The organism is Ignavibacteria bacterium (assembly GCA_017303675.1).
Lineage (GTDB): Bacteria > Bacteroidota > Ignavibacteria > Tepidaquicellales > OLB5 > OLB5.
In genome coordinates this window covers 760,761-775,270 of the sequence record JAFLBX010000001.1, presented here as the reverse complement: position 1 = coordinate 775,270, position 14,510 = coordinate 760,761, and the positions used below count along the sequence as shown (strand labels likewise).

The 14,510-nt window shown below is 39.9% G+C and carries 16 protein-coding genes; 2 read left to right on the top strand and 14 right to left on the bottom strand.

Features of this window, described 5'->3' with window-relative positions:
* Positions 1–19: 19 nt before the first annotated feature.
* The 11 genes from J0M37_03540 to J0M37_03490 form a co-directional block, all read right to left on the bottom strand.
* On the bottom strand, positions 20–868 hold the full coding sequence (locus J0M37_03540; protein ID MBN8584142.1) for a VOC family protein: 849 nt from the start codon (positions 866–868) through the stop codon (positions 20–22).
* A gap of 85 nt (positions 869–953) precedes the next feature.
* Positions 954–1,235, bottom strand: a complete 282-nt coding sequence (locus tag J0M37_03535) for a hypothetical protein (protein ID MBN8584141.1) — start codon at positions 1,233–1,235, stop codon at positions 954–956.
* Between the two features lie 3 nt (positions 1,236–1,238).
* Entirely contained in the window at positions 1,239–1,805 is a 567-nt protein-coding gene (locus tag J0M37_03530) for a transposase (protein ID MBN8584140.1), read from the bottom strand.
* A 220-nt stretch (positions 1,806–2,025) separates the two neighbouring features.
* Positions 2,026–2,925, bottom strand: a complete 900-nt coding sequence (locus tag J0M37_03525; GenBank protein MBN8584139.1) for a hypothetical protein — start codon at positions 2,923–2,925, stop codon at positions 2,026–2,028.
* 198 nt (positions 2,926–3,123) lie between these two features.
* A complete protein-coding gene (locus J0M37_03520) occupies positions 3,124–4,212 on the bottom strand; it encodes a hypothetical protein (GenBank protein MBN8584138.1) in 1,089 nt (362 codons plus the stop codon).
* A gap of 176 nt (positions 4,213–4,388) precedes the next feature.
* On the bottom strand, positions 4,389–4,655 hold the full coding sequence (locus tag J0M37_03515; GenBank protein ID MBN8584137.1) for a type II toxin-antitoxin system RelE/ParE family toxin: 267 nt from the start codon (positions 4,653–4,655) through the stop codon (positions 4,389–4,391).
* Positions 4,652–4,852, bottom strand: coding sequence for a hypothetical protein (locus J0M37_03510; protein MBN8584136.1), 201 nt, complete (start codon positions 4,850–4,852; stop codon positions 4,652–4,654). The genes J0M37_03515 and J0M37_03510 overlap by 4 nt, the downstream gene beginning before the upstream one ends.
* 144 nt (positions 4,853–4,996) lie before the next feature.
* Complete coding sequence (locus tag J0M37_03505) at positions 4,997–5,344, bottom strand: hypothetical protein (protein ID MBN8584135.1); 348 nt, start codon at positions 5,342–5,344, stop codon at positions 4,997–4,999.
* 22 nt (positions 5,345–5,366) lie between these two features.
* Positions 5,367–6,359: a hypothetical protein gene (locus tag J0M37_03500; protein MBN8584134.1), complete on the bottom strand. Its 993-nt coding sequence runs from the start codon at positions 6,357–6,359 to the stop codon at positions 5,367–5,369.
* Between the two features lie 16 nt (positions 6,360–6,375).
* A complete protein-coding gene (locus J0M37_03495) occupies positions 6,376–7,797 on the bottom strand; it encodes a cysteine--tRNA ligase (protein ID MBN8584133.1) in 1,422 nt (473 codons plus the stop codon).
* 25 nt (positions 7,798–7,822) lie between these two features.
* The gene (locus J0M37_03490) at positions 7,823–8,302 is read right to left on the bottom strand and encodes a hypothetical protein (GenBank protein ID MBN8584132.1); all 480 of its coding nucleotides are present in this window, start codon (positions 8,300–8,302) and stop codon (positions 7,823–7,825) included.
* Positions 8,303–8,479: 177 nt separating this feature from the next.
* Here J0M37_03490 and J0M37_03485 point away from each other — a divergent pair, with 177 nt between their 5' ends.
* Complete coding sequence (locus J0M37_03485) at positions 8,480–9,565, top strand: lipase family protein (GenBank protein ID MBN8584131.1); 1,086 nt, start codon at positions 8,480–8,482, stop codon at positions 9,563–9,565.
* A 302-nt stretch (positions 9,566–9,867) separates the two neighbouring features.
* On the opposite strand, the gene J0M37_03480 is transcribed toward J0M37_03485, so the two are convergent.
* Positions 9,868–10,275 (bottom strand): hypothetical protein, encoded by a 408-nt coding sequence (locus tag J0M37_03480; GenBank protein ID MBN8584130.1) that lies wholly within the window; start codon positions 10,273–10,275, stop codon positions 9,868–9,870.
* Positions 10,276–10,465: 190 nt separating this feature from the next.
* On the opposite strand from J0M37_03480, the gene J0M37_03475 reads away from it, so the two are divergent.
* A complete protein-coding gene (locus J0M37_03475) occupies positions 10,466–10,921 on the top strand; it encodes a CoA-binding protein (GenBank protein ID MBN8584129.1) in 456 nt (151 codons plus the stop codon).
* A 140-nt stretch (positions 10,922–11,061) separates the two neighbouring features.
* Here J0M37_03475 and J0M37_03470 read toward each other — a convergent pair whose 3' ends face one another.
* Positions 11,062–12,300 carry a hypothetical protein gene (locus J0M37_03470; protein ID MBN8584128.1) on the bottom strand — a complete coding sequence of 413 codons (1,239 nt, stop codon included), beginning with the start codon at positions 12,298–12,300 and terminating at the stop codon, positions 11,062–11,064.
* A gap of 232 nt (positions 12,301–12,532) precedes the next feature.
* Positions 12,533–14,245, bottom strand: coding sequence for a DNA repair protein RecN (gene recN, locus J0M37_03465; GenBank protein ID MBN8584127.1), 1,713 nt, complete (start codon positions 14,243–14,245; stop codon positions 12,533–12,535).
* Between the last annotated feature and the right edge of the window lie 265 nt (positions 14,246–14,510).

Below are 14,510 nucleotides of genomic sequence, written 5' to 3'. Positions count from 1 at the left end.
ATGAAAATCAGTAAAACGGTTATTGGTTTTTTTTGTTAGATCTTAATGCGATTAAATATCCGTCAGGGTCTTTGATAAAGAACAGCTCATTATTGGTATTTACTGCAGATGAATAGAACGGGCCGGGAAGTACTTCTACCCCCTTTTCATGCAGAATGGCTTTTACTTTGTCCGGCGGTGTATTCAGCTCCATCCTGAAAATTACATCTGTTTTATTTGCCGAAAGCCCGTTTTTATGCTCAACCAGCATGATTTTTTGGCTGCCAAATTTCAGCGTGGTTTCGCCGGTGCCGTTTTTGATGTATTCAACCCTGAATACATCTTTATAGAACTCTGCAGATCTTTTTATATCACTCACATGAAGCACCAAATGATCGATCCCTGATACTGAAATTCCGCCGCCGTTATGCTGCCTGTTATATTCTTCAAAATTCTCCTCCAGGTATTTCCCCAGGTTAGAAAAGATACCCGTAATTTGTTTTGAGTGCATGCGGCTTAAGTTCATCAGCTTTGATACAGCCTTCAGCCACAACCTGTTGCAGCTGATATCAATTTCCATTGTGAGCTTGGTACCCGAAGGCAGTTCTTCAAACCGCCAGGCTGTTTTACCTATCCACGCGCCCTCAACATAATCAATCGCCAGAAGCCTGTTTGTTTTGAACCCGCTTACCACAGACTTCCACTTAACCAGCGGACCGTTCTGCACATTTATTCGCGTGCCTATTATCGCGGGATCAAGATACTCAAGCTCGCTTTTAACTTCATGCGGCCACCATTTGCTGTAAGAAGCAATATCTGTAACCGTGCGGTAAACATAATCAACCGGGTAGTTCAGTATTACGGAATCTTTAGCTTTTAGCTCGCCCATAAAACAAAATTAATCAATTATATTTTTTTAAATAAGGGAATTAAACATAATCTCTTTCTTTTTCGCAGCACGAAATCGCGAATGCCTACATCGGCACATTAACCTCTTCGTAATAACACACAGCGCCGTAGCCCTTTATGTAATATTCCTTAACATAGCTCATTACTTCGCTTAATATTCCTCTTCGGCAAAGCATCTGAACTTTTGTTATATCTTTTTCTTCCGGGTCTGCCGGCCTTGAGCCTTTCAGATCTTCCCTGACATAATAAACAATATCAAATTTCTTAATATTCGGTATCAGGTGATCTGCGACTTCGGGTTTGGTAACAACGTTAACCAAAAAATGCGGTGTGGATACTGTAAACATATTTTATTTTGTTAAATTTTTATAAAATTTTTTTGCCTTATCTGTTCTTTCTTTTTGAGTAATACCCATAACGTATAATTCGTTTTCAATGTCTTCTGCCCAGTTTACAGGGTTCAGCCTGATATATTGTGAAATATTCACAAGCGCTTTATCGTTTCTAATTCTGTGATCATGATAGTACCGCTGCCATCTGAAGTTCTCACATCCTTTGATTTTTCTGATTTCCCGGGATGCGCCTGATTTATACGAACCAACTACATCCTGAAGCCGTATGCGTTTTGTAGGCGTCACGACTTGCCTGACGCCCGTTAATTCATATATATAAACAACCATATGCACATGATTCGGCATTACAATATTCTCACCAACTTCTATATTCTGATAGTGTGTTGCAATATTTATCATCTCATTTTGAACAATTTTGCCGACTGCATTCAAAATCATTACTCCGCCTGAAACATTGCCGAATAAACATTTTCTATCCTTTACACATATTGTTATGAAATATGCTCCGGGCAAAGTGTAATCGTAATCTTTTAACCTTAACGATTTGTATTTTTTAAATGGCATATGTAATTAAATAATTTGCGGGCGGGCAAGCCACCCCCCTTGCAAAAACATGATCTTTATCCTGTAGGCGTCACGGCTTGCCTGACGCCTTTGTTTGTTACCATTTACGGGCGGGCAAGCCGCGCCCGCTACAAAAAAATTAACATTCCCGGCAGGCGAAATGGCTTTGTTTACTAAATTGGAACCTCTCGCTACAGTTGACTCTTATATTTTATATAATTTACCTTAATTCTGAATTCAGCGTCCTTTCAATGCATACCGGGTGGCTTGAACCTCCTATAACAAAAACGCGTTTACCCTGTTTAACCAGTGTTACAATTAAACATGCCAGGTATTCATTGCGTACATAATTACTTTCGGCGGAAATATCACCCAGCCATAACGGCAGGCCGTATTCATCTGAAGTTTCACGCCAATCTTTAATTGGCTTACCATTCTTATCGTTTCCGCGGAATTCCCTGTTCCAGATTGCATCAATATCGGCAACGCTCTTTATTGTATTCTGCAGTGCCGGATGCTGAGTACGCTTTTCAATAAACCCCTTAACATACTCATCAGGATCTTCGGGCTTGCCAAACCGCAGGTTACTGAAATACGGACGAAGTATATAAAACACCGCAGCCTGTTCGAGCTTGAATTTTTTCAGTACGGCTGTAATTTCGTTATCCAGGGGCTGCTCCCATGTAAAGGCTTCAACTCCGTCACGGCGTGAGAGCTTATAAACATAACCCATTTCGCCGTATTCCTTAACGGGATCCATTAAGCCCGGAACCAAAAATCCCAGCCTGCCTTCTACCAGGCAAACATTCGGATCAAAATTATCCCAGCGTTTTTCAATATCCGCAATTTGCTGATCCTGAGGGTCACGGGTATGTGTTGCCCCGTAAAACAATACCTTACCCCATTTCGGATCTTTCTTTGATGCGTTAATATCTATAATAAAGGGTCTGGGATGTGTCTGCGCAGCGCTGTCATACTCTGCCATGCTCATCGGCGGTGCGGCAAATTTACATGCCATACTGCCCTCGTAAAAAGCTGGCGAGCGCCAGGCGAAATAAAAAAGGAATATCACCGCCGCAATTAAAAGCAGAAATATCCCAAGTAAAACTTTTTTTATCATTTATGAACTTTATGGATGAAGAAAATTTAAATCATACAAATATCGCTAAAATTTTTTAAATATAATTATTTCTGCTAAAGAGATTTTTTTTTCGTAGGCGTCGCGGCTTGCCCGACGCCTTTTCAGGGGCAGGCAAGCCTGCCCGCTACAAAAATATTTTTGACATTTGAGCTTTGACATTTGACGTTTCGCTTCTACTCACTCCCAAAACGTCTCTGTAATTTTCCTCACATACTGAAGCTCTGCCTGTTTTTTAATTATATCTTTGAATCCGGTTTTGCGTGTTGATGAAATTACAAGCCACTCTTTATCTGTGCAGCCTGAGCGGCCTTTGGAACCTTTCATGACCTCGGCCATGGGATCCATCGCTTTTATTTCTGCCAGTATCGAATCATTTGCGGGAATACAAAACTCATAATGCGCCGTGCTTTTTTCGCCGTCTGGGCGGACACGGTAACCATCTTCATTAAATTCAGTAAGGTTCATTTTGATCTTCAGTTCGTTAAGCGGTATTACGTTTCCTTTTTCGTTTACTTTAATTTCCAGTGGGTCAAGCCTGTAACCTTTCAAATTGGCAGTATTTTCACTGCCGAAAATTATGCCATGCTTTAAAAAGCCGTAAATATAAACATCGCGTTTAATAAAAGATTCAGGTTCAAGGTCATCGCCGGTTTTTTTTAGGGGCAGAATGGTTCCGTCGGGCATTTCCAGAACATATCCCCATATCATTTCATCGCCAAGCTTGCTGCCGTCATGCGGCGGTTCATATTTAAGCAGCTTTCCTGCTGCTATGATCTTTTTGTTCGCATTGGCTTCAAGGTCAATGAATATTCTGCATGTATCAACTTTATTCTGAGGCTCATAGCCCGGCAGAAAATCAATACCGTCTGCGTCTATCCTGTAACCGCTTGCGCTCTGATGAGAAGGGTCACCATCACCAATGATAGTGCCGAAAAATATTTTTCCGTATATCACTACATTAGAAAATGCGTATTCATCAAATACTATGGATTCGCCGTCGGATTTATCCTTACTGACTACGGGAATGCTTGAACCGTCCGGAAATTCTATTTCCCAATGCCAGAACATATGGTTTCTCCCTTTGCCCTGTGTAACGGGTGTGTATTTCTGCAGCCATCCGTAAATAACGGCATCTTTATTGGCAAGACTTTCTGCCTCAGCCATACTGCGGCAAGTATCACGGGTAGTTTTATCAGCGCCCGGCAGTTCAGCAGAGTTAGTACATACTGTGAAGATCAGCATCAGAGAAATAAACAGAGAAATCATTGTAATCTCCTTTTTTATATGATACTTGGCGTAAAGGACTTTTGTTTCAATTTTGAAATATTCTGCGGGGAACGAAGTGACACCTGCCTAAAAACCATGAAGCGGTAGGAAGGATGCAATCTTTCCGTTTTCCCTGGTTTCCAGGCGGAGACTTGGAGGCGCACAATTAAACGGCTTTATGGAAAAACTTTATATATATCTTTTCTGTGAACAAAACGAACAAGTTCAACTGTATTGTTTTCATAAAAAATTCCTAATCTATAGTCACCAAGTCTGATTCGATAGGATATTTTATCTCCCGATAATTTTTTTATATTGTTAATATCCAAAAGGGAGTTGGCAGATTCGATCTCTTCAATAATTTTCAAAAGCCGCTCCCTCGTATTCTTATCTTTAATTTTACCTAAATCCTTGTAAAATTTTGAAAGAAAAACTATTTTCATGCTGACTTAAGTTTTCTGATAACCTTGCTTTTGGGAACAATCTTTTTTCTATCTGACTGCCTCATTAATATTTTCAATCCTAAATCTTCTTTCTCTTCCGGATTTATATATGCTGCCTCTATATTTAGCTTTTTCAAAAGCGCTGATAATAAATCCAGTTCGGTGCGGGTTTTTGGTGTTATTACTATTGATTTCATATATTAAATATAACTATTATTTCAGTGGACTTCAACTGATGTTCAAAAATACCCAAAAAGTCATAATAAAGACCATATGTTACCTCTAATAGCGCAACAATATAATATTATTTTCTATTCAGCGTTGCATGGGGAGGGGTCGTTTTACCGCTTCCTTATCGAAAACTGTTTGCCGTCCCACCTGTCATATGTGCCTGTATTGCATGCGCTGTCTGTAAATGTGAATGTCCCGGTATATGTTACGCCGTCATTTTCATATTCAGTGTAAACAATATTGCCGTTCGGGTATTCATCGCTGTAGAACAGCAGCGTATAGCCGGTGCCGTTATCCCAATAGACGCGGAAAGCTTTCGAGCTTTCGCTCCACTCAATGGTACAATATGTTTTACCGATAGCATACCTACCTTCAACATCATAGGCTTTTTGTGAGTAAATATTCTGCGCTGCTAAAATTAAAACAAGAAAGAATAAAGAAGCGAGTAGTTTTTTCATTATGACATATAAGTTAATATTTCTAAAAATTCTTTAGAAAAATAAAATCTTCATATAAATGTTTTTTATTGCCTGCAGCTTTAATGTTTGCTTCTTTCATTGAAATATTTTCGAAAGAACATCCCCAACAAGTTCGAATAATTGTTTCGTCTTTTTCTATTTCTTTAAGCTGTTTAATAATCTTTGTGCCTGGAAAATAGAAGTTAGTTTTTATATAAAATTCTACTGCATCATGAGCCATCAATCTCGTAACAGGGTTTGGGGAAAAAAGTAATTCTTCGGCAAGGTAAATTTTCTTATAATGTATAATTTTGGCAAATTCCCAGAGTCCGTCAGGCGGAGTCCCCCCGATTCCGCAGGCAAATCCATATACTAATAAATTAATCGGGTCATTTACAAATTCAACATCCTTTTTGAATTCACTGTCTTTATTTTTTACCTCCATATAGGGTTTCAGTTTTCCTTTGAAATATTTTCTTAATTCATAGTCTATTCTAGGAAAAACAAATGTATAGCTATAGCCCATGATTTCTTTTTCATAAACCGAATATTCAAACTTTATAGGAAGTTGAGTGGTGGTTTTAATCGAATCCAAAAAATTTATACTTGGTTGATAATAATACAGGGTGTCGTCTGTATTAACGTAAGTAAAGTCAAAGTTAAATTTAATCTTCCATAAATTATTATCAAATATTACATATCTTACTTTCAGTTCACCTAAAGTATGATCATAGTACTCCAGTCTGTTTCCCAGCTGAGTTATTTCCCGATACCTTCCATTCTTTTCTAACAATATATCAAACTGGGTTTTGTGGCTATAACAAATTGAGTCAATTTTTTCCGGTCTATTCGTTTCCCATGTAGCATTAAAAGTTGTATCAAGTGAATGCATTATACTCTCTATTATTTTAATAGATTTTAATGCCTCACTGTTTTGCTGTTCTGGGATATTATAATTCTGTGAGTAAGTAATACCAGATATCAACAAAACCAATATTTTCAAAGAAGATTTCATTCGTAATTTTAAACTCCTACTTCCCGATTTCCTTCACTTCAACTCCATCCTTCTTATCCAGTACTTCCCAGCCGAGCGATTTTAATTCATCGCGCAGTGCGTCAGCCTTCTTGAAGTCCTTAGCTTTTTTTGCGGCAATACGCTCCTCAACAAGCTCCATAATTTCTGCCGGAACGTTCGTACTTCCTGCTTCTATATCTTTATCAAGATCCAAACCAAGCACACGGTTGAAATCATTTACCAATTTCATCTTTTCAATTGCTGTTAGCTTATCATTTCTTACAACACCCCACAGCACTGCAAGTGCCTGCGGCATGTTCAGGTCATCGTTCACCGCTTCAAGGAATTTCTCCCTCTCGCCTTCGGGCAGTGATGCATCGCGCTCATCAAAATTTTTACTAGCTTCATCGCGTATCTGCTGCACATTCTGCTTAAGCCTTGTCATTGCGGTTTTAGCCTGCTCAAGTATTTCCCAGCTGAAAAGCAGCCGCTTGCGGTAATGCGTGCCAAGGCACAGGTAGCGGTAATCCATCGGTGTGTAGCCGTGCTTAATTAGTGTTTCAACCCTTAAGAACTCACCCTTTGATTTGCTCATCTTGCCTGATTCTTCCTCAAGAAACGCGCCGTGCATCCAGTAATGCGCAAACGGCTTGCCTGTGCAGGCTTCTGACTGCGCAATTTCGTTGGTGTGGTGTACCGGTATGTGATCTATTCCGCCGCAGTGAATATCGAAAGTATCACCGAGATATTTCCTCGACATTGCGGAGCACTCAATATGCCAACCGGGGAATCCTTTGCCCCAGGGTGAATCCCACTCCATTTGACGCTTTGTGTCTGTATCTTTAGGTGAAAATTTCCACAGCGCAAAATCGGTTTTATTTTTCTTCTCGGCAGAAAACTGTATGCGCGAGCCTTCTTCAAGCCCTTCGATATCAAGATTTGCAAGCTTGCCGTAATCTTTTAGCTTTGATGTATCAAAATACACGCCGTCACTGGTTACATACGTATAGCCTTTATCATCCAGGCACTTAACCATATCGATCTGCTCCTGAATATAATCGGTAGCCTTGGTATATTTTGTAGGAGGTAACAGGTTCAGCGCTTTTGCGTCATCAAGGAAGAACTGCGTGTAATACTCGGCAATTTCCCAGACGGTCTTGCCGGTACGGGCAGAGCCCTTTTCCATTTTATCTTCACCTTCATCGCCATCACTAACTAAATGACCCACATCGGTAATGTTCATAATGTGCGTAACTTCGTATCCGTTATATATCAGCACGCGCTTAAGCAGGTCTTCGAACATAAATGTCCTGAAGTTGCCGATATGCTGGAAGTCATATACAGTCGGACCGCAGGTATAGAGCCCTGCTTTGCCTGCTTCTATCGGCTCAAATACCTGTTTCTGCCTGCCTAATGTATTAAAAAGCTTTATATCCATTCAAAATTATAATTTATTAAACCGTTTAATTCAAAAGAGTATATTCAAAAACTCCGTCGCGCATTTCTATCTTTTTGCCTTCATCTTCGCCAACTGCGTTAAAATAATATCTTATCGTCTTTCCTGAAATTTCAGTTCTTACGCTGCCTGATAGAATGTTGAATTTTGTAACGCGGTTTCCGGATGCGTCATATTTATCGTTGTACGGTCCCCATTCAAATACAAAATCATCACTTTCCGCTGTTGGCAGGTTGAATGTTGATTCAACCACTTCTTTGGAATTTTTCTTGCTCTTCCATACAAAGGAATATTTACCCAGGTCTTCATGGCTGCCGAAAACTCCAAGCGGCTCAATAAATACCGATGTCTTTTCCTGAACAATATTCTTAGCGTTGGTGGAGTCATCGTTCACAATAAACCTTGTTTTAAAAGTACCATAAACCTGGGAATAAAGCACAGATGAAATAAAAATTAAAAATACTCCTAAAAAGAATTGTTTTTTCATAAGTTTACAACAGTAAAAATTATTAATTAATTTTATGAATTATAACAATATACTCTTATTTGTTAAATGGTTAAATGAAGAAAATTACAGCAGTAAATCTAATAGAACAGCATGTGAAACCATGTTACTTTGCAGTTAACAATAATTTAAGTATCTTTGTCAAAATTTTATTCTGGTATGAAATATATATTACTTTTTCTGTTCGTTCCGGCTTTAATATTTTCACAAAGGCTTAAACCGGGCTTTGATGCAAATGAATATGCCCGCTGCCTTGAAATGACCGAAAGATTTACCGATACTTTAAAATTTCCGCCGCAAGATCCATATCCCTACGGGTGGCAGCATGTTTACCGCAGCGAAACTGTTGGGCTTGATAACCTTTGGGATATGTGGCTCAGCAGCGACTCCGTTGCTGTAATAAATATCCGCGGCACAATTGCCACCGAAAGATCATGGATGCTTGATTTCTACGCGCCATTGGTACCTGCCGAAGGTTCGCTGAAATTCGGCAGGGAAGTATTCAGCTACAAGCTTGCCTCAGATAAAAATGCGGCGGTTCATACCGGATTCCTGCTCGGAATGAAATTCCTCGCGCCATCGATAATAGAAAAGATAAATGAGTATTATGCAAAAGGTGTAAAGGATTTTATTCTCTTCGGGCACAGCCAGGGTGCGGCAATCGCCTACCTGATGCGCTCATACTTTTATTACCTGCCATACGGCACGCTGCCAAATGATATCACATTTAAAACCTATTGCAGCGCCGCCCCAAAGCCGGGCAATCTTTATTACGCGTATGATTTTGAGTTCATCACCCGCGGAGGATGGTCTCACCGCGTGGTTAATCAAATGGACTGGGTCCCGCAAATGCCGCCGACAGTTCAGACGCGGTATGACTTTAAACATAACGATCCGTTCACACCGGTTGATTCAACACTTGCTGCAAACCTTGGATTTTTCCCCCGCGTAGTAATTGGACTTATTCAAAGATCGGTACTTGGTGATATGGATGACGCAAGAGATGTACTTATAAAATACACGGGCAAAGAGATTTATAAAATAATTAATAAATTCCTGCCGGAATTTAAAGAGCCGAAATATGTAAGCTCAATGGATTATACCGTAACCGGCTCGCCGGTTATATTAATGCCAACAGAAGAGTATAAACAGAAATTCTTTTCAACCGGCGGCATTGCAGGCGCCTTTGCTCACCACATGATGCCTGCATATTATTACCTTCTTAAGGAAGAATATATGAAGTGATATTTAATCCTGAGCTTCACACGGAATGTAATGACATGTGAAGCGAATGGTTTTCACGAAAATTAATGCCAATAAGTCCCCCTTCTAAAGGGGGAGGAAATTTATATTTTTCTAAAAAATGTAAATTGTACCACAGCAATAATTTTCGATAAACGGCGATGGGGATTTGAAAACTTAATGCTAACAAAAATAAAAATCCCCGGCGTGAATCTCGGAATCCCGGTAAAAAATTCTTTGATTATCAATGCAGGGGTTATTATAGAAATTGTCCCCCTTTAAAAGGGGGACTTAAATATCAACCTCTACTTCTTCTCGTCCTTATGCTCTTCCTTCGGGTTACATAAACCTACTATTGTGTGGAAGGTATCGTGCAGCGAGTTAAGCTCTTTAAAAATATCTTCATTTGATGCGTTTGCCTTTATCTTTTCTTCCAGGGTTTTTGTTCCGGCTTCAAGTTTTTTGGCTGCATCAATTATATCTGGCTTGTTGAACTCAGCCGGCACCGGGTTTGCAGTAAGCTTTGCTGCTGCTTCAACCATTTCGCCAATGCGTGTTTTTATGGGCTCAAAATTGTTTTCTTCGGCGGGATGAAATGTTGTTGACATTATTTTGTGGAAAGTTTCAAGCTCCGGCCATTTATCATCCGCAAAAATATCAGCCGTTGCAAATATAAAAAATAATCCCGTTAAAATGATTGCTGTTTTTTTCATTTAAATATTAGTTTAGTTCAGTAATATATATAAAAAACCAATTTACAAATTTACCTGCCGTAGAGTAGTTATGCTATGCAAATTCAACAGCTTTTAGCGGATTATTAATCATAGTTTCATCTGACCCCTGTCATACCAAATATCACATGGTTTCGCTTAATTTTGTTGAATGTACCGGAATATTACACCCATGAAAAAAGAAAAGAACATACAGCAAATAGAAAATTTTATGAAGCTTCGCTCATTTGCGCTTTTCGGCGCATCGGCGAAAAAGAAAAAGTTCGGCAACATGATACTTGCCGCAATGAAGAAAAAAGGATACACTGTTTACCCCGTTCACCCCTCCGCAAAATTAATCGATAACTTAATAGCCTATAACTCACTCAGCCAGCTTCCGCGGCTGCCCGAAGCTGCAATAATAGTCGTTCCGCCGCACGAAGCGGAACATGCTGCCAATGAGGCAATTGCGGCGGGAATAAAAAATATCTGGTTCCAGCAGGGAGCTGAAAGCGAAAAGGCTGTGCGTTTTTGTGAGCTAAGCGGTATAAACGTTGTAAGCGGTGAGTGTGTTTTGATGTTCCTCGATCACCCGGGATTCCCCCACAATATACATAAGTGGGTCTGGGGCCTCGGCGCTGATAGATAAAACATGCTGTTTGCGTTGTGATGTGACCGCAATGCGGTTACATGTTTATTTATAATATGCGACTCCTCCGGAGTTGATTATTTATGTTTTAATATTTTCTATAAATCTTAAACCCCTGACGGAGTCTTTTTTAAAACTCCTCACCCAAAAAACGCACTTGCCTTATCCATTATTTTTAGAAATGCTTTATTTGTTTCTTCCGCATGTTTTTCGGCTAAAGGAAATGGATTCACATGTGAATATTGGTACGGGAAGTCTTCAATATCTACTGTGATATTTATATCCCGCATTTCTCCCTGCAGCGTATTCATAACCTCGACCGGCGGCACAACTGTATCAAGCCTCAAAGCGGCGGCTCTTATGCGTTTTGCGGCAAGCCTAAGCCGGTCTTCGCGCAGCTCCTTGTAATGGTGGTATAACAGCATAGCCTTAAAACAGCTCTCACCTGTATGCTCATCGCTTAAATAATGCCTGAGCCTTGGGGTATTTTTAAAATTATTGTTCAAAAGCTCAAGGTAATAGCTTCCAATTGCCGTTGCGGCTTTCGCGTCAAGGATGTATTTGGAGATCGGGTACATTCTGTCCAGTGTAGCTCCGCCGCAGAATGCGAAAAGCTTAGAGCTCTCAGTCAGCCCGCCGGCGCCGGCCATAATAAGTATCATCCCGAAATATGCACCGATCGAATAACCGAAAATATCTGCCGTTGTGCCGCGGGAAAACCCTTTTACCCTGCCGCTGTTAAGCTCGCCCAAAAATGAGGTAACATCAATGTAGCTTTCAAGTCCAGACCAGAAAAACCGCTGCGGATTTGCGCCAAGCCTTGTGCTTATTGCGGCATTAACAAAAGATGTGTGGCTGTTCAGCAGATCACCTTTTGCGCGCTCCCTTGCGGCCGCGTTCATATTAGCCGGTAAAGACCAGTCTTTTGGCGCGCGGTCCATATGAAATGCCAGCGGGAAAAGTATCACCGGCCTGCCGGTGCTCTCAAGCAGCCTGTAAGCCCATGGCAGATATTTATCCCATTTTTTTTCATTGAGCCCGTGAAAAAGTATTATTGCTTTAGCTGATTCTGGGCTTCCTGAATTACCGATCACAATATAATCGAATTCTTCATTGCAGCTTATTTCTGAATCAGGTATATGCAGAATAGATCTCTCCTCTGTTTCACCGGGAATTTCATCTGCCCGCTCTCCGGCAAAAGTACAGCCGTGTTTGCTGCAGCAGTAGTTCTCCCTCCCGGGCAGAACCTCTGCCCCCTGTGAGCGGAACTTACGGCGCGATATAACAATATTTAATTCCGGGATAATAATTTCCCGTTCTGCCGAAGCAAACTTTTGTTTTAATAAATTGTATAGTTCAAAGTAGGGTAAGTGCTTCATTTTAATCTTGTTGATTCTTAAAAGTTAACTCTAAATACAGATAGCTTCCCTCCGTTTTATGGAAAGTAAGGTTTAACAAACCTTGGCGAGTTATGACAGCTTATCCAGCCATGGCAACAGAGCTGTTACTTGGGTATACTAAAAATTATGTTGAATTTAGTTTTTCTGAAACCACCCCATCCCGCCTTCGGCGGTCTTTCCCCTCCTTAGAAAAGGAGGGGAACTTATAATATTACGCTGACATTAATTCTTTCGCGCTCTTAATACTTGCGTCTGTTACCTTTTCGCCGCTAAGTAATTTTGCAACCTCAATGACCTTCTCGTTTTTATCCAATGGCCTTATCCTTGTAATTGTGGAATTACCTTCGGTTTCCTTTTCCACAAGCAGGTGTTCGTCGGCAAGCGCGGCTATCTGTGCTAAATGAGTAATTGCAATAACCTGGCGGTAAGCAGAAAGTCCCTTCATTACCCTTCCCGCCTTCTGTGCTATGCGGCCGCTGATGCCAGTATCAATTTCATCGAAGACCAGGATATCAACCTTATCAGCTCCGGCTAATACCGATTTCACCGCAAGCATAATACGCGATACCTCGCCGCCTGATGCAGTCTTGCGCAATGATGAAAATTCATCACCTTTGTTTATCTTAACCATGAATTCTACATCATCATATCCGTTGTTCTTTAAATCCTGAGCGTTAGCGAAGGATCCCTTCGTACCGGTGGCTGATTTGATATCCACCCTGAACTCAGCATTTTCAAATCCTACTTCTTTTAAAATTTTTACTGTCTCAGTCTCAAGCTGTTTTGATTTTTCCCTGCGAATCTTTGATAGCTCCCCTGCTTTTTTGAAAAGCTCTTTAACCAGCTCATCAATTTCTTTTTTCAGATTGCTTATAGTTTCATCAAAATTATCTACCAGTCCAAGGTCTTTTTCCAGGGTTTCCTTCAGCTTTATTACTTCATCAATTGAGCCGCCGTATTTTTTCTTTAAGAACTGCAGCTTATACAGCCTTTCGCGGATTTCCTCAACTCTTGCCGGGTCAAAATTCAGGTTATCAAGCAGTGAGCCTATCAGGCGGCTCGCCTCACGAAGCGCTGTTGTTGATTCGCTGACATCACCCAGTATTTTCTGGATATCTGTGTTATACTCCCCTATTTTGCCAAGCTCTTTTTCAACTATTTTTATTCTCTCAAGCACGCTGCCTGAATCATCATATAGATTGGAATATGCAAGCGTTAATGATTCCCTAATACCTTCTATATTCTCGCCGGTCTTAAGTTCATTTTCAAGCTCTTCATCTTCACCCTGCAGAGGGTCAGTTTCATTAATTTCTTTCAGCTGAAAATCTATAAAACTTCGTTTACTGTCAAGATCACTTTTCTTATTGTTAATTTCATCAAACTCATTTTGTTTTATTAACAGTTGTTCATAACCCTGTTTATAACTGTTCAGCCTGTCTTCAAACTTTTTGCCTTCTTTTTTTACCAGGTATGAATCAACCAGCTCAATATGCATTTCTTTTTTCAGCAAAGACTGGTGTTCATTCTGCGAGTGAATATCAATTATTATTTCACCAAGCTCCTTCAGATCGTTGGTGCCAACCGGCGTATCGTTGATAAAACACCGGCTGTAAGCCTTGGTATATAATTCACGCCTTATTATAATATTTTCACCTAAAGATTCAATTTCGCGCTCTTTCAGGATTTTGCCGATTGCAGCCTTATTATCCCTGGAAATACTCACTATCCCTTCAATTATCATCTTATCCTTACTTTTGCTGATAATTGAATAATCAGCCCTGCCGCCCAGCAATAAATTAAGAGCGTTGATAAGTATTGATTTACCCGCGCCGGTTTCACCGGTAATAATGTTAAATCCCTTTGAAAGATCAATTTCAATGTTCTTTAACAGCAGGTAATTTTTTATTGTGAGTTTTTCGAGCATATTAAACACTGAACGAAGTGAAGTGTCTCATTCAGATAACTAATATTTTAGATAAATTATTTTTTAAAAGTGATTTCAAAATTCAATATAAATAAATTTTCTATTGATGAGATCCTTCGCTTGCGCTCAGGATTTAATTACTATACTTATTCTTTATTATATAATAAAAAAAAGATGTAGTAGTAGTACTGTTTATAAGTATAAATTTAACTACTTATCTTTAAATATAGAATGAAAATAAAACTAATAAACATATTTTTTGTTA